Consider the following 22,059-nt stretch of genomic DNA (forward strand, 5'->3'; position numbering starts at 1 on the left):
AATCGTATCGGCGTGCCAGGCTATGTTCACTGCGCGTTAGGGTGCTGTGGTCGGCTTCAGTGAACAAGCCGATAGAAAAGTTGAGCATCCATGACCGCACCAGCAGAGACGTCGCCGCTTGAAGCGCGTGTCGGCCACTACTACCGGATGGACGGCACCTACCTCGTCGGCCGGGAGAAGCTCCGCGAGTACGCCCGCGCCGTGCAGGACTATCACCCTGCCCACTGGGACGTCGCCGCGGCAGCTGAGCTGGGCTATTCAGATGTCATCGCCCCGCTGACCTTCACCTCGGCACCGGGCATGCAATGCAACCGGCGGATGTTCGAGTCGATCGTCGTCGGCTACGACACCTACCTGCAGACCGAAGAGGTCTTCGAACAGCACCGCCCGATCGTCGCCGGCGACGAACTCGTGATCGATGTCGAGTTGACCTCGGTGCGTCGGACGGCGGGACGCGATTTCATCACCGTCACCAACACGTTCACCGACACCCGCGGCGAACGGGTGCACACGCTGCACACCACCGTCGTCGGAGTGACCGCGGAGGACATCGACGCGGGCGTGAAGATCGCCGTTCAGAACGCGATGATGCACGACATGAACATCCTCGACATCGGCGGAGACGACGCCGATTACGAGAAGGAACTGCGCCCCGACGGCGAGATCCGGATATCGGACGGCGGTCTGACCCGTTCACCCGGGACCCGGTCGTTCGACGACCTGGCGGTCGGCGAGGAGCTTCCCGCCCACCACACCCGGGTCTCCCGCGGCGATCTGGTGAACTACGCGGGCGTGGCCGGCGACGCCAACCCGATTCACTGGGATGAGGACATCGCCAAGCTGGCGGGTCTCCCCGACGTGATCGCTCACGGCATGTTGACGATGGGCCTCGGCGCCGGATACCACTCGGTGTGGTCGGGCGACCCGGGAGCGGTCACCCGCTTCGCGGTGCGGCTGTCGCAACCCGCGGTCGTCTCGGCCAAGGAGGGTGCCGACATCGAGTTCAGCGGCAAGCTCAAGTCGCTGGATCCCGAAACCCGCTCGGGTGTCGTCCTTATCGGCGCGAAGTCGGCGGGCAAGAAGATCTTCGGTCTGGCGACGATGAACGTGCGGTTCAGCTGAGGCTGTGTCGGCCGTCTAGTCCGGAGAGCCACCGCCCGATGTCTGCTGGATCCGCGATGTGATCGGGATCCACCCGGCGCAGTGCGGCGTTGACGGCGACGGCCGCCTCGCATGTGTCTGGATCCTGGAGAACAACGCGGCCGCCGCCGGCCTTCACCTCTTCGCAGCCCCGGGCCCCGTCGTCGCTGGCGCACGAAAGCAGCACAGCCGTAACCGAATTGACCAATTGCGCCGCGCTGGAGAACAACGCGTCAAGTGAGGGCCGCGAATGCAGGAGCGGTGCGTCCAAGGTCAGGTGGGCGCGCACACCGGGGCCTGTCTCGTACTGCTCGACCGGGGTCGCCGGTTCCGTCGACGGGTTCCGGTCATTGCCCACCAGCAGGTGATAAGCGGCCGGGGCCAACGTCACCTCCCCCGGCGAACACGCCCAGGGACTGGCGGTCGGCTCCCGAATCGGGATTGCCGTGTAGCCCTGCAGGACCCGGTCGAGTCCCGCATACTGCGGCGCGCGATGCAGTGCCACCAACACCACGATGTCGCGGGCGTCGCCGAGGGTGTCGAAGACGCCGCGCAACGCTTTGATGCCGCCGGCGCTGCCGCCGATGACCACGACGTCAGGGCCGGGCACGCTGGTTCTGACTCTTGGCGTAAATGCCCAGCCGGCGGTCCTGCGCCTTGAACAACTTCATCCCGTCGACGGTGAGGCCTTCGCGTGGACCGATGACGAGATTTCCGAAGGGAGCCAGGCTGTCCCAGAACATGCGTTCGGCCCTTCGCTGCAACGTCTCCTCGAAATAGATGAAGACATTTCTGCACAGGATCAGATGGAACTCGCCGAATGTGCTGTCGGTAGCCAGATTATGGGAGAAGAACTCGAGTCGGGACCGCAGTGTGGGGCTCAGAATAGATCTGTCGTACTTGGCGATGTACCAGTCCGAGAACGGCCTTTCACCCCCACTGGCCTGGTAGTTGCGGGTCGCTTCCACCATCGTCTCGGCGGGGTAGATCGCCGATGCGGCAACACGTAGCGATTCGCTGTCGATATCGGTGGCATAGATGGTGGACCGATCCAGCAGGCCGGCCTCATCCAGCAGGATGGCCACGGAGTACGCCTCCTCCCCCGTCGCGCACCCCGCCACCCAGATCCGGATTCGGGGATAGGTGGCCAGCCTCGGCAGCACCTCCGTGCGGATCTTGGCGAACACCAAAGGATCCCGGAACATCTCGGTGACGTTGACCGTCATCGCCGACAGAAACGAGGCGAGCAGGGTCGGATCGCGAAGCACCCGGTCTTGCGCTGAGGAGATGCTGCCGAGCGAGTGGCGATCGACGAACGCCATCAGCCGCCTGTTGCGCGACGCGTCCGTGTAGTGGCGAAAGTCGTAGCCGAGGAACTCGAAGACCGTGTAGAAGAACGCCTCCGCCTCGATCGCCGTCAGTTCTTTGGACCGAGCCGGGTCATTCTCCGCAGGATCACTCATTGGTGGTTGCCGCCCCCTGCTGGCCACGCAACCGGCTGCCGAGCCAGACCCTCAGCACCGATGTGAGTTGATCCATGTCGACCGGCTTGGTGACGTAGTCAGAGGCCCCTGCATCCAGACATTTCTGCCGGTCACCTTTCATGGCCTTTGCGGTCAGCGCCACGATAGGCAAACTGCGCCAGCGTGATTCAGCTCGGATCCGGCGCATCGCCTCGTACCCGTCCATGACGGGCATCATGATGTCCATCAGCACCAGGCCCACCTCGGGGTGGGCGGCGAGGCTGTCGAGTCCTTCCTGGCCGTTGCGCGCGGGAATCACCGTGATGCCGTATCGCTTCAGCGCGCTGCCCAGGGAGAACACGTTGCGGACGTCGTCGTCGACGAGCAACACGGTGTTGCCCTTGAGGCTTTCGTCGATCCGCTTCGGGTTCGACAGGATCTCACGCGCCGTGTCGGGCATGTCGTTGGCCACCCGATGCAGGAACAACGCTGTTTCATCCAGCAACCGCTCGGGCGACTTCGCGTTCTTCAACACGATCGCGGAGGCGAGCACTTCGAGGCGCTGTGTCTCGGCCATCGTCAATTCCCGCCCGGTGTGCACGATTACCGGCAGATGCTTCTGCTTGAGCTGGTCCTTGACCCGCTCGATGAGGTCGATGCCATCCATGTCGGGCAGCCCCAGATCGAGGACCAGACAGTCGTAGGACGTCGGCCCGGCCAATTCGGCCAGCACCTGCTGACCGGTCCCGACACAGGTGATCGCGATGTCGTCGCTCTCGATCATGTGCTTGACGACCTGACGCTGGCTGGCGTCGTCCTCGGCGACCAGTACATGTCGCGGTCCGGGCTTGAGGAATTCGGCGACCGCACCGAACATCGAACGGAGGTCGGCGACGTCGGCGGGCTTGTTCAGCGTGTGGATGGCGCCCATCCGCCGACCGCGGCCGTCGTCATTGGAGCCCGAGATGACGTTGACCGGGATATGGCGCGTCGCGAGGTCATGTTTGAGGACATCGAGGACCACCCAGCCGGCCATATCCGGCAGGCCGATGTCCAACGTGATCGCGGCGGGTTGGCGTTCCTTGGCCAGTGCCAGAGCCGTTCGGCCGCTGGCCGTGACAACCGCGACGAAACCGGCCTCGGTGGCCAGTTCGACCAACAACCCCGCGAACGTCGGGTCGTCCTCGACCACCAACAGGACCGGCTTGGTTCCGCGCGGCCAGTCGATGTCCGAGATGTCCACCGCGCCGATGCGCTCGAACGCGCCGTCGAGTTGGCGAGGCGAGGTGTCGGCTAAGGCCGGCCCGGCGCCGTTCCCGGACACTCGCGTTGCAACCGGTTCGGCGACCGGGCTGCTCGGCGTGAGCTCAGAGGTCGGGGTCGAGGACGGCGCGGAGTCAGCCCCGTGCTGACCCGCAACGGGCAGGCGGCAGGTGAACGTGGACCCCTGTCCCAGCGCGCTGCGGAGGGTGATCTCGCCGCCGAGGTTGCGGGCCAGTTCCCGGCTGATCGCCAGTCCGAGCCCGGTGCCGCCGTACTGCCGGGTGGTGCCCCGGGCTGCCTGTTGGAAGGACTCGAAAATGAGGTGATGATCGTTCTCGTCGATGCCGATCCCGGTGTCGGTGACGGCCAACGCGAGATAGCCGTTGCCCGGATTGCCCTCTTTGTCACCTGTGCCCGACAGCGCTACGGTCACCGATCCCTCGTCGGTGAACTTGATCGCGTTGGCGATCAGATTCTTCGCAATCTGTTTCACACGCGTGTAGTCGCTGGTGAGTTGTGCTGGGGCAGAGTCATTCACCACGACCCGGAAGTCGACGCCCTTGTTCTCCGCTATCGGCCGGAACGTGCGCTCGAGGAAGGCGACGAGGTCGCTCACCACGATCACTTCGCGCTCGAGGCGCAGGGATCCGGATTCGACCTTGGCGAGGTCGAGAACCTCGTCGATGAGGTTCAACAGGTCCTTGCCGGACTGTTGAATCGTCTCGGCGAACTCCTGCTGTTTGTCGGTGAGCGAATCCTCGGAATCAGCCAGGAGACCGGCGAGGATCAAAATGCTGTTCAGCGGTGTGCGCAGTTCATGCGACATGTTCGCCAGGAACTCCGACTTGTACCGCGACGAGACAGCGAGTTCCTCCGCCTTCGCCTCCAGGGTCTGGCTGAGCCGGTGGAGCTCTTCGTTCTTGGCCTCCAGAGACTGGGCCTGGGTCTCCAGCCGTTCCGAACTCGCCTTGAGCTCCTCCTGCTGGGAACGCAGTTCCTCGGTCGTCTCCTCCAGTTCGGCATTCTGCGCCGACAGCTGGTCCTCGCGTTGCGTCAATTGCTCGTTCGCCGTGCGCAGCTCTTCTTCCTGTGCTTGCAACTCCTCGGTCTGCGCCTGCGACAGTCGCAACAACTCGCTGGTCCTCTGCGCCGACTCGATGGCGCTCAGGGCCACTCCGGCGCCCAGCGCGATGCTCTCCGCGAGTTCGACATCATCGTCGGAGAACAGCCTCAGGCCGGCCAGCTCGAGAACGCCGTGGACCTCCGACTCGGACTTGATCGGGATCAAGATGAGCGACACGGGATCCGTTTTACCCAGCCCCGAGACGATCTCGACATAGTCGCTCGGTGCCCCGGTGACTTCGATCCGATTGCCCTCCAAGGCACACTGGCCGACCAGACCATCTCCCAGCCTGAAGGAGTACGGCAGATCCTTGCGTCGGTGGAAGGCATACGACGCGACCAGAGCGAACTCGTCGACCGTGCCCGTCTGGCGCAGATAGAGGGCACCGTGCTTGGCGTCGAGTGCCTGAGCGGTTCGTGACACGATGATCGCCGCCGCAGCCGGCAGGTCGGTCGCGGTCTGCACCTCGGTCATCAGACTCGCCTGGATCTCCTTGGCGCGCCTGGCCTTTTCGTTCTGTTCGGCAGCCCGCGTCACGGTGCGATGGATGTTGCGGCTGGTGAAGTACAGCAGTATGCCCAATACCAGGACGATCGCGCTGGCGAAGATCCACAGCATGGTGCGGGCGAAGGTGACCGCCTTGGCGGCTTGAGTGTTGGCGTTGTCGACGGCCTTGCCCGCCTCCTGCTCGACGTTGCTGAGCTGACTCTCCAGCAGCGCGACCTGTCCTTCGGTCCCTCGGTCGGAAAGTGTTGGAGCTCCCGCATTTTGGGTGCTCGGCAGCTCGGACCGGAATGCCGTCCAGGTTGCCAACGCTTGTTGGGACAGCATGCGGATGGTGCTGTTGTCATTGGTCTCGGCGGCCGCCCGAAGCTCGGTGTCGACCGATTGACCGAGGTTGTCGAGCTGGCCGTCGAGTTCTGCGCGGCGCGCCGGGTCAGTGGCGAGCAGCAACCTGTCGCGGGTGATCAGCAACGCCTTCAGATCCCGTTGGATGTCGAGTGCGGCGACCTGGCCATCGCGGGCTTGGCTGCGCTCCTCGTAGAGATCGGTGATCCGCCGCAATTGAACGGTATAGAGCGTGTTCGCCAAGATGACGGCCAGCAGCGCGCATCCGCACACGATTGCCAATCGGGTCGCAAGCTTCATATCACCCTTGCCTCACCGGAATCGCCGATCGTCCACGCCCTCGGCCACTTCTCGACCTGGACGTCGAGGTCGATCGCCTCGATCGGGTGGGCATACAGGAATCCCTGCTGCAGCAGGCATCCCGCGTCCCTGAGCCAGTCGGCCTGCTTCTGGTTCTCCACGCCCTCCGCTATCAGATCCACATGCATGCACGCGGCAAGGGCGATCTGGCTGCGCACCAGGCGTTGGACACGCTGGTCGTCATGCACCTCGGCGACGAAGGTGCGGTCGATCTTCAGCCAGTCGACGGGAACATGCAGCAGATTCGTCATGCTGGCGTGATCGACACCGAAATCGTCTATTGCAAGGTTGAATCCGATGCTGCGAGCGTGCCGTAAGGCCACGCAGGCCGGAGCCGGATCACCGTAGAACGTCCGTTCGGTGAGTTCCAGGCAGATGTTCTCCGGCGGTATCCCGCAGTCACGCTGAGCACCGATCAGGTCGTCCAGGAAGCTGCCGTCCTGGACGTGGTCGGTCGAGAGGTTGACGTGCAGTTTGAGGTCGTCCCTTCCCAAGGAGGCGTAGTCGTCGAAACTGCGCATCAGAATCCAGCGGCTCAGCGGGGTGATCTGTCCGGCGCTCTCGGCCAACGCGATGATGTCGGTGGCCGGCATCTCCTCGCCGCCGATGCGCCACCGCACCAGCGCCTCGAGGCCGAAAAGCGCTCCGGTCACCGAATTCACAATGGGCTGATAGGCCATCCGGAACTCCGATCGGGAGATGGCGCCCGCCACTTCCGATCGCAGATCCACTTTCCCCCTGTGCCGTGACCCGATCCCGTCGGTGTAGAGCACGCATTCGTCCAACCGGTTCTTCTTGGACTCGAACATTGCGATATCGGCTTGGGACAGCAGCTCTTCCGGCGTACGTGCACTGCCGCCCAGACACGAGATACCCATACTCAACGACGGATGCAGTGTCACCGCCTTACACCGCACGGGCTCCCCCTGGACTCGCTGCAGAATTCGGTTCCCCGCTGCGACAGCATGATCCACCGACGGCACGTCCTCGAATACGACGATGAACTCGTCGCCGCCGATCCGGCACACCAGCGCGTCGTTCCCGGCGGCCGACCGAAGTCGTGCGGCCACTTCGACGAGCAATTCGTCGCCGGTGTCATGGCCATAGGTGTCATTGACCGACTTGAACCTGTTGACGTCCATGTACAGCAGCGCCACGAGTTTTCCGTCGCGGCAGCGGGACAGCTCCGCGAGCCGCTCGTTGAGTTGCCGTCGATTGGCCAGATCGGTCAGGGGGTCGTGGCTCGCCAGATGGCTGATCACCGTCTGGGCTTGTTTGATCTCGGTCAGGTCATGAACCACGACCGCGACGTGCAAATCGACGGATTCACCGATCGGCGACAGCGTGATCAAGACATCGACGGGACGACGGGTGCCGGCGGCGAACGTCATCTCCATCGACACCTCTTGGTGTGTCGCGAGAGTGAGGTCCAATTGCTCACGCAATCGCGCTCGGTGAGCATCGGTGGCAAGGTCGACGATGGACCGGCCGATCAGGGTGTCGGTGTGTCCGCTGAACAGGGCGGTCGCGGCTTTGTTGCAGCTGCGAATGGCGCCCGAAACGTCCACGGCGAGGATCGCGTCGGCGGTGGCCTGCATGACGGCGGCGTACTCGGCTTGGACGCGGTACAGGGTGGCATTGGAAATCGCGAGGGCGGCCGCCGCCGAGACCCCCCGGAACAGCGCCGCTTCGACTTCGGAGAAGGCGGGGCCATCGGTTCGGCCGACACAGACGAAGCCGACATGTTCACCGCGGGCCATCAACTCCTCGACCAATACCGCCGCGTGTGGTGTGACGCCCCGGACGGCGCCGACGACTTGCTCGGCAAGCCACGACTGAACCGCTTCCGGCGTTCGGTCCGCCTCCGGATCGGAAAATGTGTCGTGCCAATCGTTGTCACGAACAGGCACCCGGAGCAGGCACTCCGCCGAGAAGATGCGGCTCAACTCGGTGACGATGGTCTTCTCCAGCGCGGCCAGATCAAGGCTGCCTTCGGTGAAGATGGTTGCCAACCTCGCCCGCCGCCGCGCGAGGGCCAACTCCTCGCGCTGCCGGCTCTCGGCGGCTCGGGCGATCTGGAGTTGTTGTTCATGCAGCTTCGCTGCCTCGATCCGCAACCTGGCGAAGGACCGATCCAGCTCCAGCAAAGCCTTCACTTTGGCGTACAACACCGCCGCGGAAACCGGTTTCAGCAGAAAGTCGACCGCGCCGAGATCGTAGCCGCGATCCAGATCCCCATCGTCCGCCTGGCCGGTGAGAAAGATGATCGGCGTCGAGGCCAACTCGTCGGCTTCCCGGATGAGTTGTGCCGTCTCGAATCCGCCCATCCCCGGCATGTTGATGTCCAGGACGATCACGGACACCTTGCGCTGAAGCAGCGCCGTGAGCGCCTCTTCACCCGAGCCGGCCTGGACAAGCTCGCAGTCCAGCGGCATCAGCACAGTGCACAACAGGTCCCGCAGACGGGCGTCGTCGTCGACCACCAGCACCGTCTGTTTGCCCTCGGTTGTCGTGGACCCCTCCACCACGCCATCCATCAGCACAGGATCAATGTTCCCTCCCGCGCGAGGTCCGGCACAAGCACGCGACCGTCCACCCCCAGACTCTTTTCGTGAACAACAATTCGTTCCACCAGTTTGCCGCCACGCAGGCTGGGCGCAGATGACAATCGGCAAATTCAGCAAATTTCGGGCCCAGGCCGGGGCCGAGTCAGCCCGGCCCGGCGGCGTCCGAAGCTCAATGCTTGAAGTCCGGTACCGGCGTACCTTCCTCGGTCAGGGTCTCGTCTTCGATCCGCATCGTCAGTTGGTCGCGGAAGCCCTTCGTCAGGTAGACCAAAACCGCGATCCCGATGGCCAGCCAGATGCCGCCATAGAGCAGGGCATCGAAATGCAGGTTGACCCACAGTGCCCCCGTCAGCGCCATGCCGATGGCCGGCAGCACGATGTTGGTGGCGATCTCTTTCGGGGTGCGCCGCCGCTTGAGGCGGAAGGCGAACAGCACGATGATCGTCAGATTCACCACCGTGAATGCGATGAGGGCGCCGAAGTTGATCATCGACGAGGCGAATTCCAGGGTGAATTTCACCGCGAGCAGTGACACCACGCCGACGATGAGGACGGCGTGGGCAGGGGTGAGGAACCGCGGATGAATGTAGGACAGGAAACGCCCGAATCGTCCCCTGCCGTTGCGCCCCATCACGTAGATCATCCTCGCGACGCTGGCGTGCGACGCGAGGCTCGACGCCACTACCGCGGCCAGAGCGGCTGATACGAAGAACACCTTGAACACCATGCCGCCGACCTTCAGCGCCATCTCGGGCAGCGTGTCATCGGTGACCTCGAACCCGTCGAGAGTCGGGAACACCGACTGGCTGAACCATGCCGCAGCGAAGAAGATGGCGCCGCCGATGAGCAGTGCCAGGACAATTGCCCGTGGCACGATGTCCGGTGATTTCGCTTCCTCGGCGTACATCGTGATCGCGTCGAAGCCGATGAACGAAAAGCAGACAACGGTCGCGCCTGCGACCACAGCCTGCATCTGGACACCTTCGTGGGCGAGCGGATCGAGGGTGAAGATCGTGCCCGCCCCGACGCCCTTGCTCAGCGCCATCGCCGCCAGCACCAGAAACGCACCGATGAGTACGACCTGGAAGACCACGAGGATTCCGTTCACCCGCGAGGTTCCTTTCATACTCAGGTAATTCAGCGCGGTGATGGCGGCGACGTACCCCAGCACGAAGACCCATGACGGTGCTGAGGGAAAGAACGACTCGAAGTAGATGCGCGCGATGACCGCGTTCACCATCGGAAGCAGCAGATAGTCCAGCAGCGAGGACCACCCCACCACGAAACCGAAGTTGGGGTGAATGGTCTCCGAGGCGTAGGTGTAGGCCGAACCCGCCGACGGGTAGACCCGCGTCATCCGCCCGTAGCTGATCGCGGTGAACACCATCGCGACCAGGGCGACGATGTAGGCGAGTGGTACCACCCCGTTCGTCTCACCCGAGACGATCCCGAACGTGTCGAACACCGTCATCGGTGTCATGTATCCCAACCCCAGACCGACGACGGCCCACAATCCGAGCGACCGTGAGAGGTGCGATCTCGGCGGAGATGCGTTTTGCGACAAGTTCTTTGCCTTCCTAGTGGTCGGTGGCGGTGTCGGGGCCGGGAACGACGACGAGGGGCACGTGCAGGACCCGCATCATCTTCGCCGCCGTCGAGCCGAGGAACAGCCGTCTCGGTTGGGCCAGCCGGCTGGAGCCGACGATGATGAGATCGCCGTCGCGCCAGTCGAGCTTCTCCACCGCCGCCTCGACCGTGGCCCCGTCGGCGACCACCACGGTGACCGGAAACCCGGAGGGCAGCGACGACTCGGCGGCCGCCAGGATTGCCGCGGCGTGGTCGAGCGCCTGTCGGCGCGGCCCTTCGGCGCTGACTTTGCTTCTGGAGCCGTAGCGCTCGAGTGCGACGAGTGACACCAGCCGCAACGGAACTCCCGCGGCAGTGCTGACGCGCACCGCCAGGTCGAGCAGATGCTCGGCGCCCGGCCGGGTGCCCACCCCGCAGGTGATGCTGCGGACGCGTTCGACATCGGAGTGCCTGGTGCCGCGCGGAGCGACTGCCACGGGCACCGGAGCCGAATGCAACAGTTCGTTGACGACGGAGCCCAAGGAGAATCCGGCGGCAAAGCCACCCGATCCGCCGACCACGATCGCGGCCACCTCCAGCCGCTCGGCTTCCCGGCTGATGCCCTCGGCGAATGATTCGTGAAAGCTCACGTGGATGCGGGCGGTGACATCGTCGGGCACCGACTTCTGGGCCTCACGCAGCCACTGGCTGGCCTGGGTGGCCAGCTCGCTTTGGTATTCGGAGTCAAGGGGAATGGGAACCGGCAGTACCGAGCAGATCTCCAGCTCGGCGCCGAGTGTCCTGGCCAACCGCACGCCCAGGGCCAACGCGTCGGCGCCGCCAGGGGTGGCCAGGTATCCGATGAGCAGTCTCACTGCGTTCCGTTCTTTCGGCGCGGCGCGGGTTGCGTTCACGGGATCCCGCGCAAACGCAAGGTGCAGATTATCGACCGCACCGCCGCCGTGTCCGGTAAGCGTCCACATCGGACGGCGCGAACCACCGGTTGATCCGGAATCCCGCAGCGGACTGATGTTTCGCGGCACGACGAGCCGCGCCCCTGGCCACCCGAACCGAGGATCCACCTGTCCTGGCGGTGATGTTGACCGCGGCCAGCAACACCGCCGGGGTGAATCCGAGGTGCGGGTCGCGACACCCCGGCAAACTGGCTTCCGACGGTGGTATTCCAGTGCAGATTCACCGGTGGTGCGGTCTACTGGTTGCTATGGGGTTCGACGGGGTCGACGAGCCGCTCGCAGAACATGGGGCGGAGCTTCCCGTCGAACTGGTCCGTACGTTGCTGAGTCTGCTGCGTAACCGGCTCGGACTGGAGACAGCATGGCTGTCTTCCTTTCGTGACGGCGTGCAGACCTTCGAGGTGCTCGACGGTGAAACCGAATCGATCGGACTGTCCGCAGGCGACCGCGCGTCCCTGTTCGACTCCTACTGTGTGCGCGTGATCGACGGGCGACTGCCCGGGATCATCCCCGACACCAGCGCCAACCAGACCACCGCGGGCCTGCCGATCACCAGAGAATTCGGGCTGGGTGCCTACGTCGGTGTGCCGGTGCTCAACCGCAGCGGCGGGACGGTCGGGATGGTATGTGCGGTGAGCCGCGAGGCCAAGCCCTACCTCGCCGACGTGGACCTGCGCATCGTCAAGCAGATCGCCGAGCTCATCGGCACGCTGATCGAATCCCCGGACACCGGCCGGGACACCACCGCCGCGCAGCGCGCGTCGATACGACGCGTGGTGTATCAACGCGACTTCGAAGTGGTGTTCCAATCGGTCCACGACGTGGCGACCGGCAAGGTGGTGGGCGTGGAGGCGCTGGCCCGCTTCCCCCGTGAGCCATTTCGTCCGGACGGATTTCTCGCCCAGGCCGCACTACTGGGCTTGGGAATCGAGTTGGAGACCGCGATCGTGGCGCGGGTCATCTCGATGCTTCCGCAACTGCCCGAGGACGTGTACGTCGCGGTGAACATCTCCCCGTCCGCGGCGCTTGTCGCTCCGTGGGCCCAGATGCTGGCGGATGTCGACCCGGCGCGAATTGTCCTGGAGCTCACCGAGCATGACGCTGTCCTGGACTACGGCGCGCTTGATGACGCGCTCGAGCCGTGCCGTGCCCGCGGCGTGCGGGTTGCGGTCGACGACGTCGGCGCCGGCTTTTCCTCCTTCTCGCACGTACTGGAGTTGAGTCCGGAATTCGTCAAGATCGATCAGTCCATCACCCGTCATATCGACGTCGACGACGCCCGGCGTCGATTGGCGCACGCCATCGCCGAACTCGCCGGACAGATGGGCGCGACCGTGATCGCCGAAGGCGTTGAGACACAAGGCGAACTCGATGCCGTCCACTCGGTTGGCATCAGTTCCGCGCAAGGCTATTACCTCAGCCGGCCATGCCCTCTCGTGCACGGATTTCCACCTGCGGCCGCCGCGGCGTCCACCGACCTCCTGCCGACCGCGGTGGACCTGTTGGGAGAGCGGCGATTTGAACTCGCACTCGCTCACTCGCCGATCGGCATGGCCGTCGTCGGCCTGGACGGATCGTTTCTGCGCACCAACCGCGCCCTGCGGAACATGCTCGGTTATACCAAACGTGAACTGGCCGAGCTGACATTCCAGGAGATCACCCACCCCGACGATCTCGACGCCGATATCGCACTTCTCACCGAATGCCTGGAAGGACGGCGGCGTTCCTACCGCATCGACAAACGCTATGTCGCCGCCGACGGGCGTATCGTGTGGGGCGCGCTGACCGTCGTCGTCGTGAACGCACCGCGAGATCAACCGCGCTACTTCGTATCGCAGATCGTGGACGTGACAGCCGATCGCATCCGTGAGGCCGATCTGGCCCGACAGGCCGCCACCGACCCCTTGACCGGGGTCGCCAATCGGTCTGCGGGGTGGAGCCGGCTAGAACAGCTCGACGTCAGCGGGCGGGGTTACGGCATCCTGTTCTGCGATATCGAGCGCTTCAAGAACGTCAACGACCAATACGGCCACCGCGCCGGGGACCGGCTCCTGGTCGAGGTCGCGGCGCGCCTGCGAGCGGCGGTGGACGATGACGACATGCTGGCTCGTTGGGGCGGTGACGAATTCCTGGTGATCACCGATTCCGTCAACGACTGGGAGCTCGCCCGCCTGGCCGATCGAATCACCGATCAGCTGGAGAGCGGTCCGGTGACAGTCGCCGAGGGTAGGCAGGTACTCGCGCGGTTGACCATCGGCTTCGCCGCCCACCGCACCGGTGACGGTCGATCGATCGACGGCGTCCTCGAACATGCCGACCAGGCCATGTACAACAAACGCCGCCGTGACCGAGCGCGCGCCGCGGGCAGTTAGGCCGGCGCAAGGCCGCATCCCTTAATTAGATCGGGTAACGTTCCTGTGGTATACGCGCGTGCAGAAGAGGAGCGACTACGTGAACCTTGGCCCCTGGGGTGACCTCACGATTCTTGCCGCTGCACTGGAGATCGTCTTCGCCACTTGCGTATTCGTCTACATCGGCCGCCTGGAGCGCCGAACATCCCATCCGATGGGTGACCAGGTGGGTGCCCATAAGAGGGTGCTGGCCAAAGTTCGCAAGCGAGAGCCGCTGTCGCAGGACGAATTCGACTACGCCAGCGAGCTCGTAGCCGACGCTCGATCACCGCTGGCCTATGCCATCCCCGCGGCTCTGTTCACCATCGGCTTCTTCTACGTGGTCGGCTGCTTGTTCATGCTGCACCTCGACGGCGGCAATCCATCATTTCGAACGTTCATCGGCGGCATCCCGATGCTCACGTCGATGAACATGGCCGCTCAGCTGCGGCGGGTCGCCGGCATGAAAAGCAAACTTCGCGATATCCCGGTGTCGGAGACCGACGACACCGACCAGCTCACTTCTGTTGGTAGCGACTGACTTTCGCCGGGCAATCAACGACCCTCACCGGCATCGAGTCTGCGCCGAGCGCGGGATGTGCACCCTGCGCAGCGCACTGAGATGCGCTGATTGCAGACTCGGCGCACCGGGGGCGTTCCCGGTGGACTGTCGTCAATTCGGCGCTGTGGTGGCGGGGTCGTCGTCGTCCCACAGCAACAACTGACGGACCGATTGTCGGGTGCCATAGGGCTGCAGCATCTGGCTGGCCGGCCGCGGACGCACCTTCAGTGGCCACCAGAACCATCGACCGAGTAGCGCCGCCACCGCGGGCGTCATGAAGGACCGCACAATCAGCGTGTCGAACAGCAGACCCAGCGCGATCGTCGTCCCGATCTGACCGAGGATCCGCAAGTCGGCGAAGATGAACGACGCCATCGTCGCGGCGAACACCAGACCGGCCGCGGTCACCACCGCGCCCGACCCGGCCATCGCCCGGATGATGCCGGTGTTCAGGCCGGCGTGGATCTCCTCCTTGAACCGGGAGATGAGCAGCAGGTTGTAGTCCGATCCCACCGCCAACAACAGAATGATGGCCAGCGCCAGCACGATCCAGAACAGATGGATGCCGAAGATGTCCTGCCAGATCAACACGGACAGCCCGAATGAGGCACCTAGAGACAACGCCACCGTGCCGACGATCACGAACGCGGCGACGATGCTGCGGGTGATGAACATCATCACGAGCAGGATCAAGCTCAGCGCCGCGATCCCGGCGATCATGAGGTCGTACTCGGCGCCGTCCTGGATGTCTTTGTAGGTGGCAGCCGTGCCCGCGAGATAGATCTTCGAACCGGCCAGTGGCGTGCCCTTGACAGCTTCCTGCGCAGCGTGCCGGATCCCGTCGATGTGCGAAATACCTTCCGGCGTAGCGGGATCGCCGTCATGGGTGATGATCATCCGTGCGGCCTTGCCATCGGGTGACATGAACAGCTTCATGCCGCGCACGAACTCGGGGTTGGTGAATGCCTCCGGCGGCAGGTAGAACGAGTCGTCGGTCTTGGAGGCGTCGTATGCCTGGCCCAGTGCGGTCGAGTTCTGCAGTGCCGCTTGCGACTGGTCGTTGATTCCCGAGGTGGTGGCGAAGTTGGTCAGGGTGAGATCGCGGTTGGTCTGCTGACTTGCGATCTGCGGCGGAATCAGAGCCAGCAGCTTGGGTTGCAGCGCATCGAGTTTGGCGATACTGCCCGCGACGTTGCCCAGCTGATCGGTGAGCGCGTCGATGCCGTCCAAGGCGTCGAACAGCGATCGCAGCGCGGCGCAGGCCGGGATGTCGTAACAGTGCGGCTCCCAATAAAAGTAGCTGCGTAGCGGGCGGAAGAAGTCGTCGAAATTGGCGATCTTGTTGCGCAGGTCCTGGGCGGTGGCGACGGTGTCCTGGAACGCCTTCGTCTGCTCGTCGGTGACCGCGCTGGACTGCTGTTGCAGCGCATACTGCTGGCGCAGGATGTCGATCGAGTTGTTGATCACGTCCACCTGCTTGAGCAGGTCCTCTCCGCGAGCCTGCTGGAACGGCAGATTGTTGATCTGCGAGGCACTTCCGGCGCTGATCTGGAACGGGATCGACGTGTGGTCCAAGGGCGTACCGAGCGGGCGGGTGATCGACTGCACCTGGGCGATGCCCTCGGTGTGGAACACCGCCTTGGCGACGCGCTCCAACAGGATCATGTCGGTGGAGTTGCGCAGATCGTGGTCGGTCTCGATCATCAGCAACTCGGGATTGAGGCGGGCCTGCGTGAAATGGCGTTCGGCGGCGGTGTATCCCACGTTCGCCGGCGCGCTGGCCGGCATGTAACCGCGGGCGTCGTAGCTGGTCTTGTAGGCGGGCAGCGCGATCAAACCGATCAGCGCGATCGCGACCGTCACCACCAGCACGGGCCCGGGCCAGCGCACAATCGCGGTGCCGATGCGCCGCCAGCCCTGGGTCCGCATCGGGCGGGCGGGCTCGAACAGGCCGAAGTGGCGGCCGATCACCAACAGCGCCGGGGCCAGGGTCAGCGCTGCGATCACGGCGACGAGCACGCCGATGCCGGCGGGAACGCCCAGACTGTTGAAGTACGGCAGCCGGGTGAAGGTCAGGCACAACACTGCGCCGGCGATCGTCAGGCCAGATCCCAGGATGATGTGCGCGGTGCCGTGGTACATCGAGTTGTACGCCGAGACTCGGTCCTGCCCGACATAGCGTGCCTCGTGGAAGCGGCCGAGGAGGAAGATCGCGTAGTCCGTTCCGGCGGCGATCACCAACAGCGTCAACAGGTTTGTCGAATACGTCGACAGTTGGATGATCCCGGCGTTCGCGAGCACGGCCACCGACCCGCGTGACGCGGTCAGCTCGATCATCACCGTGAAGATCACGAAGAACACCGTGGTGAGCCGCCGGTACAGGACGAACAGCATCACCGCGATCACCCCGATGGTGATGAGCGTGGTCTTCAATGTGCCGTGCCTGCCCACCTCGAACTGGTCGGTCACCAGAGGCGCGGCACCGGTGACATAGACCTTGAGGCCCGGCGGCGGCGGGGTGTTGTTGACGATGTTGCGCACCGAGTCGACCGACTCGTTGGCCAGCGACTCACCCTGGTTGCCTGCCAGATACAGCTGAACCAGCGCAGCCTTGCCGTCCGCGCTCTGTGAGCCGGCAGCGGTCAGCGGATCACCCCAGAAGTCCTGGATGTGCTGAACGTGCTTGGTGTCCTGCTGCAGCTTCTTGATCAGGCCGTCGTAGTAGTGGTGGGCTTCGGCTCCGAGTGGCTGGTCACCCTCCAGGACGATCATCGCCGAACTGTCGGAGTCGAATTCGCCGAAGACCTTTCCGATCCGTTTGGCGGCCAGCAGCGATGGCGAGTCCTGCGGGCTCAGTGAGACGTTGTGCGACTCGGCCACGGTTTCGAGCTGCGGGACGAAAACATTGGTCATCACCGCGAGGCCCAGCCAGAACACCGCGATGAGAACCGAGTACCGGCGGATGAAGTCGGGAATCCGGTGGGTCATCCCGACTTGTCCAGGCAGTACGTGAACGCGTTCAGCGTGTTCACAGTTCGCTCGTCTTTGACGACGTCATCGATCTTGATGCGGCAGCCGATCCAGTCGCTGTCACCCTGAGCGGAGACGTTGACGAACACCGCGGGCTGGGTGGTGGTCGCGTCGTACGCCCACGGCAGCGTGACGGCGTCCGCGCGTTGCGGCTGCGCGTTGACGTCCAGATAGGTGACGGTCGCGACGGTGCCTGGCGGGCCGAAGACCTCAAGCACCACGTGCTTCGGGTTGAACGGGACGATGTCGTTTCCTGCCCCGCTGGGAGTAGAGGTGACGTCGTGAGAGGCGAAGATGCCATGCAGCCGATACACAGTAAACCCGGCCACCGCGACGACCACCACCGCCACCAGCAACATCCAGCGTTGGCTGAGCCGCCGGCCGAGCGAAACCCGCTGCATCCGTGACCCTTTCATGAGCGGCGACAGGCGCGTACGGTACAACGTTCCCGAAGGGGGCTTATCAACTAGATTGACCGTACGGTACCGGACCGGACTCCACAACAGGGGATCACAGACGAGCTAGCCCCGATACTGGGCAACTTTCTGGGCGTAGCCGTCGAGCAACCGCAGTGACTCGTCCCGCGACTTCGTCGGCAGCAGAAGATTCGCCTGGCGGTAGCCGAGGCCGTCAAGCGCCTGCCAGTAGTCGAGATCGATCGGCGTGCCGAACGTCGTGAGGGGCACGTCGTGACCGGCACCCGACCGGATCTGCTCGATGCGCTTGGTCAGCCGCTCGACGGGCAGCGGATTGGAGATCCACCCCGCCTGGTGGCGGACGATCCGCTTGACCGTGGCGTCCGAGTCGCCACCGATCACGATCGGCGGATGCGGTTCCTGGACCGGCTTGGGGCGTGCGTACGAGGGCTCGAAGTCGACAAATTTCCCGTGATACTCGGCCGGTTCATCGGTCCACAACGCCTTGATGGCTTCGATGCGCTCATCCAACAGCGCCCCGCGCGTCTTCGGATCGGTGCCATGATCGCGCATCTCCTCGAGGTTCCAGCCCGCACCGACACCGAACACGAAGCGGCCGCCGGAGATGAGATCGATGCTGGCGGCCTCCTTGGCCGTGGTGATGGGGTCGCGCTGGATGAGTAGGGCGATTCCGGTGATCAGCTCGATATCGGAGGTGACGGCCGCGGCCGCGGCGAGCGTCACGAACGGATCCAGGGTCCGGTAGTAGACCGATGGCAGGTCGCCGCCCTGCGGGTACGGGGATTCCCGGCTGGCGGGGATGTGCGTGTGCTCGGCGACGGCGAGTGCACGAAAGCCCCGTTCTTCGATCGCGCGGGCGAGCGACACGGTGTCGATGGTGTCGTCATTGACGAAGGTCGAGATGCCGAATTCCATGACGACCACATTGCCACTGTCGGGTCGGACGAGCCGCGGGAACGGTCACCGACGATGTCCCCGCTAGGACAGTTTGGCCGCCAATCCGGTGATCAGCACGTCCAGGCTGAAGTCCAGCTGCTCTCCGTCATCCGGTTCGGCATCGCGCACGGCCACAACCTGACGTAGCAGTGGAAAGCCTTCGGCAGCAGTGGTGTTCAGCGCGGCCGAGACGTCCGCGACATACGGGTGCTCTCGGCTTCTGGACCGAAAAACCGCTTCCCTGCCGGCGGCATGGCCGAGCTCGCTGACCAGTCGAAGGATGTGGCCGGCCTCCGTGACGGAGAAGCCTGCGTCGACGAGGCCCTGCAAAACGCGCTCGACGGGCTCGAGAGCTCCGATACCGCTGGCGGGCAGACGAAAATAGGCGACGAGTTCGCCGAGTGTGACGGTGGCGTCACGAAGGGCCATGGCGTAGCGGCGCAGGACGTCCCGCCAGTCGCCGCCTGCGGACATATCGATGCGATTCAGCTCCATGGCAAATGCGTCGACGGCAACCAGCTCGCGCAGCGCTTCCCGATCGCCCACGTGATAGTTGAGGGCTTTGGGGTCCACGCCCAGGACGTCGGCGATCGCTTGCATGGTCAGCTCATCGAACGCCAACGAGCGGGCTGCGGACACAATCCGCTCGCGGGTGATCTGTCGTGGCCGCCCGCGCCGGCGGGGTGCCGCTGACTCCTGCACAGAGTGCCTTTCGGTTCCGAACACCAGTGAAGCGTGATATTTTCCCGTTCGGGATTAATTCCAGCACGCCACCCCATCATCGGCGATGAGGACACCCCATGACCAATGTTGTTGACCGCGAGCCGAACCTCGTCAGCCCGTGGGCGCCGCACCGGGTCCGGATGTACGTCGCCACCGCGCTGTTCACCGGGCTCGTCTTCGTGGGGATGACGATCGGCGTCGGGATCGGGATCATCGAACCGGACTTCACCTCCGACGTGGTCGCCAATCTCCTGTTCGGCATTCCGGCAATCCTGATACCCCTCGTTCTCCTGTGGGATGCGCCCGGCGAGGTTCGTCTGCGGGAGGAGAAGGCCGCCGAGCTGACGCTCTTCTATCTGCCCTACACCGCATTCAGCCAGATCTGCTATGAGCTGGTGTTTCTCATCGGCCATCCGCTGGGGTGGTGGACTCCCACGAACGATCCCGGCATCAAATGGCTGTGGTGGCAGTACGGCCTCGCCGACACCCGCTACGCCAGCGGTAACCCGTGGACCTTCGCCCTCGAAGTGGTCGGGGTGATCACGGGCGTCGTGGTCATCACCATGTGGGCCCGGCTTGTCCGGCAATCGCTTCCGACCGAGAAGCGGATCCGGTACCTGTGGGTGGCCTTCGCCGGTATCGCGGTGCTGATGAGCAGCACCGCCGTCTACTTCATCTCCGAAGTGGGCGCCGGCTTTCGAGATATCGGGCAGGACGCGTTCGGACTGTGGTTCAAATTCATCGGCGAGAACATCCCGTTCATCGTGCTGCCCGCAATGGTGCTGTACGCCATTCATATTCAGATCGACTACCTGACCCGGAAGGTGGCCGCATCCGGCTCGGGCCGGTAGCGAGCGTTTCGATCGACGGCGCGAGGGGCAACTGTTGCCCATGTCCGACATCATCGATCTCATCTACGCCGATCATGACTGGCTGCGGCGCCAATTCTTCCGGCTCGACGATGCAACGTCCCACGACGAACTGGCAGCGATCTGGACGACACTGAGCGCCCGGCTCGACGCCCACGCCGACGCCGAGGAGACCGTCTTCTATCCGGCGCTACTCAAGCACGGGGGCGACGATGATCCGGGCAACCCGGAGGGTGACCCTCGAGACGAGACCGAAGACGCCATCACCGATCACAACGCGATCCGTGATGCGGTGCGCAAGTCACGCAGGCACGAGCCGGGTACCGCGGAGTGGTTCGAGGCTGTCTTCACTGCGCGCAAAGAGAACGGTGAGCACCTCGACGAGGAGGAGCGCGAGGCCATGCCGGACTTCATCAAGAGCGCGAGCTTGGAGCTGCGCCACGCGCTGGGCATGAAGTGGCTGCAGTTCTACGCCGAGCGGGAGTCGATCGACGGGATCGACAGTCGCGACAAGGACGCCGACGACTATATAGCGAAGCATTCGTGACCGATTTGTACGGGCGCACCGTCGCCGTCACGTTCGCCTGAGTTTCACCCGAACAGTGGCAGGGCCCGCTTGCGAGCCAGCGCGTCCATGCCGCTCTGAATGCTGTCTTGCACCTCGCGGTACTTCTGCTCGACGTAGTCGTCGTCCTCGGCGCGTGACGGATCGTGGTCCACCTCCACCGCCGGCATCAGCCGGGTGCGGATCTTCGCCGGCAGCGGCAGCTGCGGCAGGGCCGCAGGCGCGATACCCCACGGAAGTGAGACGGCGAGCGGAAAAACCTTGAGGCGCAGCATCTTGTCCAGTCGCAACGCTCGCGAGAGCCCGTCTCCGCGGATAAGCACCGGCATCGCATCGGCTCCCCCGACGGTCGCGATCGGCACGATCGGTACTCCCGCCTTGATCGCCATCCGCACGAATCCGGTGCGGCCCGCCAAATTCGCGACGTCACGCTCGCTCCACGGCCGCAGCGAGTCCACCTCACCGCCCGGCCAGACCGCCACGTCGTGGCCCTCGGCCAGCGCTGTGGCCATCGAATCGGGTGCGGCCGGCAGCACCCCCATCGCCCGGAAGTACCGGCCGATCACCGGCATCGCCATCAGCGCATCGTGGGCCGTGCCGTGCAGGGTGCGCTCCTGCCCGAACCGGCGCCACCACTGCACCCCGACCGTCCAGGCATCCCAGACGAACGGGGCGCGCCGGAGTGGATTCCGACCAGCAGCACAGGCGGGTCGGGCAGGTTCTCCCAACCGTCGAACTCCATCCGGAACCAGTGATCCACCAAGAAGTTCCACGGGTACTTCTGGCGCTGCATCGTCGTCTCGTCCTGCCCACCCAGATCCCACTGCCCGGTGCGCTGGTTGAGCCAGCCGCTGACGCCGCCGTCCGCACTCTCGGCACGCCGCTGCGCCATCTTGCGTCTGGCCTGGTCAGCGTGTCGCTGTGCTTGCTTGCGGACGGCGGCAGGGCGCGAATCAGTGTTGGTCATGTCGCCGGGGTACCCCGGCTGTGGGACGCGTCACACCTACCAAACCGCGGCCGGCTCCAGAATGTCCGGGCAGCGCCTTCAGTCCGACGACCGAACCGACGAGCAGCGCGAGCATCGGCAGACGTGCCATGGTCGCGGCCTCCTGACGTCGGTGCCGCTCGACAGTCTGCCGAAACGCTCTGCGCTGTGGCCGGATTCGCCATGACGAGGGGCGAGACGAGATCGGGCGACGCCCGTCACCATCGGTGATCACCACCATGACAAGTTTCTTACGG

At 64.5% G+C, this 22,059-nt stretch carries 15 protein-coding genes and 1 pseudogene; 5 read left to right on the forward strand and 11 right to left on the reverse strand.

All coding sequences use genetic code 11. The annotated features are described in order from the left end of the window. Positions 1-90: 90 nt before the first annotated feature. Positions 91-1,122, forward strand: coding sequence for a fused (3R)-hydroxyacyl-ACP dehydratase subunits HadA/HadB (locus tag Y900_RS12510; protein WP_036342143.1), 1,032 nt, complete (start codon positions 91-93; stop codon positions 1,120-1,122). Here the strand turns inward: Y900_RS12510 and Y900_RS12515 are convergent. The 6 genes from Y900_RS12515 to Y900_RS12540 form a co-directional block, all read right to left on the reverse strand. Further along, the gene (locus tag Y900_RS12515; protein WP_051660025.1) at positions 1,115-1,750 is read right to left on the reverse strand and encodes a chemotaxis protein CheB; all 636 of its coding nucleotides are present in this window, start codon (positions 1,748-1,750) and stop codon (positions 1,115-1,117) included. The two genes, Y900_RS12510 and Y900_RS12515, sit on opposite strands and share 8 nt — an antisense overlap. Then, positions 1,737-2,603: a CheR family methyltransferase gene (locus Y900_RS12520; protein WP_051660026.1), complete on the reverse strand. Its 867-nt coding sequence runs from the start codon at positions 2,601-2,603 to the stop codon at positions 1,737-1,739. The genes Y900_RS12515 and Y900_RS12520 overlap by 14 nt, the downstream gene beginning before the upstream one ends. Next, a complete protein-coding gene (locus Y900_RS12525; protein WP_036342145.1) occupies positions 2,596-6,138 on the reverse strand; it encodes a response regulator in 3,543 nt (1,180 codons plus the stop codon). Before Y900_RS12525 ends, Y900_RS12520 begins: the two co-directional genes overlap by 8 nt. Further along, positions 6,135-8,735, reverse strand: a complete 2,601-nt coding sequence (locus Y900_RS12530) for a two-component system response regulator (RefSeq protein ID WP_109751212.1) — start codon at positions 8,733-8,735, stop codon at positions 6,135-6,137. Before Y900_RS12530 ends, Y900_RS12525 begins: the two co-directional genes overlap by 4 nt. A gap of 199 nt (positions 8,736-8,934) precedes the next feature. Then, positions 8,935-10,329, reverse strand: a complete 1,395-nt coding sequence (locus Y900_RS12535; RefSeq protein ID WP_337588775.1) for an APC family permease — start codon at positions 10,327-10,329, stop codon at positions 8,935-8,937. Between the two features lie 13 nt (positions 10,330-10,342). Next, complete coding sequence (locus Y900_RS12540; protein ID WP_036346570.1) at positions 10,343-11,206, reverse strand: universal stress protein; 864 nt, start codon at positions 11,204-11,206, stop codon at positions 10,343-10,345. A gap of 347 nt (positions 11,207-11,553) precedes the next feature. On the opposite strand from Y900_RS12540, the gene Y900_RS12545 reads away from it, so the two are divergent. Together Y900_RS12545 and Y900_RS12550 are read left to right on the forward strand one after the other, a co-directional pair. Continuing rightward, the gene (locus tag Y900_RS12545; protein ID WP_036342146.1) at positions 11,554-13,677 is read left to right on the forward strand and encodes an EAL domain-containing protein; all 2,124 of its coding nucleotides are present in this window, start codon (positions 11,554-11,556) and stop codon (positions 13,675-13,677) included. 79 nt (positions 13,678-13,756) lie between these two features. Beyond that, positions 13,757-14,236 carry a hypothetical protein gene (locus tag Y900_RS12550; RefSeq protein ID WP_036342148.1) on the forward strand — a complete coding sequence of 160 codons (480 nt, stop codon included), beginning with the start codon at positions 13,757-13,759 and terminating at the stop codon, positions 14,234-14,236. A 132-nt stretch (positions 14,237-14,368) separates the two neighbouring features. On the opposite strand, the gene Y900_RS12555 is transcribed toward Y900_RS12550, so the two are convergent. The 4 genes from Y900_RS12555 to Y900_RS12570 all read right to left on the reverse strand — a co-directional run bounded on the left by Y900_RS12555 (position 14,369) and on the right by Y900_RS12570 (position 19,386). Then, positions 14,369-17,245: an MMPL/RND family transporter gene (locus Y900_RS12555; protein ID WP_036342149.1), complete on the reverse strand. Its 2,877-nt coding sequence runs from the start codon at positions 17,243-17,245 to the stop codon at positions 14,369-14,371. Continuing rightward, positions 17,242-17,688 carry an MmpS family transport accessory protein gene (locus tag Y900_RS12560; RefSeq protein ID WP_109751065.1) on the reverse strand — a complete coding sequence of 149 codons (447 nt, stop codon included), beginning with the start codon at positions 17,686-17,688 and terminating at the stop codon, positions 17,242-17,244. The genes Y900_RS12555 and Y900_RS12560 overlap by 4 nt, the downstream gene beginning before the upstream one ends. A gap of 120 nt (positions 17,689-17,808) precedes the next feature. Then, entirely contained in the window at positions 17,809-18,639 is an 831-nt protein-coding gene (locus Y900_RS12565; protein WP_036346576.1) for an LLM class F420-dependent oxidoreductase, read from the reverse strand. A 63-nt stretch (positions 18,640-18,702) separates the two neighbouring features. Beyond that, the gene (locus Y900_RS12570; protein ID WP_131536160.1) at positions 18,703-19,386 is read right to left on the reverse strand and encodes a TetR/AcrR family transcriptional regulator C-terminal domain-containing protein; all 684 of its coding nucleotides are present in this window, start codon (positions 19,384-19,386) and stop codon (positions 18,703-18,705) included. Positions 19,387-19,460: 74 nt separating this feature from the next. Here Y900_RS12570 and Y900_RS12575 point away from each other — a divergent pair, with 74 nt between their 5' ends. Then, positions 19,461-20,234, forward strand: a complete 774-nt coding sequence (locus Y900_RS12575) for an emopamil-binding protein (RefSeq protein ID WP_036342152.1) — start codon at positions 19,461-19,463, stop codon at positions 20,232-20,234. A 40-nt stretch (positions 20,235-20,274) separates the two neighbouring features. After that, complete coding sequence (locus Y900_RS12580) at positions 20,275-20,799, forward strand: hemerythrin domain-containing protein (RefSeq protein ID WP_036342153.1); 525 nt, start codon at positions 20,275-20,277, stop codon at positions 20,797-20,799. 44 nt (positions 20,800-20,843) lie between these two features. Here the strand turns inward: Y900_RS12580 and Y900_RS12585 are convergent. Next, a pseudogene (locus tag Y900_RS12585) lies at positions 20,844-21,784 on the reverse strand (lysophospholipid acyltransferase family protein). Positions 21,785-22,059 lie beyond the last annotated feature (275 nt).

This window comes from Mycolicibacterium aromaticivorans JS19b1 = JCM 16368 (genome assembly GCF_000559085.1).
GTDB classification, from domain to species: domain Bacteria; phylum Actinomycetota; class Actinomycetes; order Mycobacteriales; family Mycobacteriaceae; genus Mycobacterium; species Mycobacterium aromaticivorans.

Bases quoted from the DNA above. Each gene is read 5' to 3' on its own strand.
- Y900_RS12510 (WP_036342143.1), top strand. From the start codon at position 91: ATGACCGCACCAGCAGAGACGTCGCCGCTTGAAGCGCGTGTCGGCCAC.
- Y900_RS12520 (WP_051660026.1), bottom strand. From the start codon at position 2,603: ATGAGTGATCCTGCGGAGAATGACCCGGCTCGGTCCAAAGAACTGACG.
- Y900_RS12525 (WP_036342145.1), bottom strand. From the start codon at position 6,138: ATGAAGCTTGCGACCCGATTGGCAATCGTGTGCGGATGCGCGCTGCTG.
- Y900_RS12530 (WP_109751212.1), bottom strand. From the start codon at position 8,735: ATGGATGGCGTGGTGGAGGGGTCCACGACAACCGAGGGCAAACAGACG.
- Y900_RS12545 (WP_036342146.1), top strand. From the start codon at position 11,554: ATGGGGTTCGACGGGGTCGACGAGCCGCTCGCAGAACATGGGGCGGAG.
- Y900_RS12555 (WP_036342149.1), bottom strand. From the start codon at position 17,245: ATGACCCACCGGATTCCCGACTTCATCCGCCGGTACTCGGTTCTCATC.
- Y900_RS12560 (WP_109751065.1), bottom strand. From the start codon at position 17,688: ATGCAGCGGGTTTCGCTCGGCCGGCGGCTCAGCCAACGCTGGATGTTG.
- Y900_RS12565 (WP_036346576.1), bottom strand. From the start codon at position 18,639: ATGGAATTCGGCATCTCGACCTTCGTCAATGACGACACCATCGACACC.
- Y900_RS12575 (WP_036342152.1), top strand. From the start codon at position 19,461: ATGACCAATGTTGTTGACCGCGAGCCGAACCTCGTCAGCCCGTGGGCG.
- Y900_RS12580 (WP_036342153.1), top strand. From the start codon at position 20,275: ATGTCCGACATCATCGATCTCATCTACGCCGATCATGACTGGCTGCGG.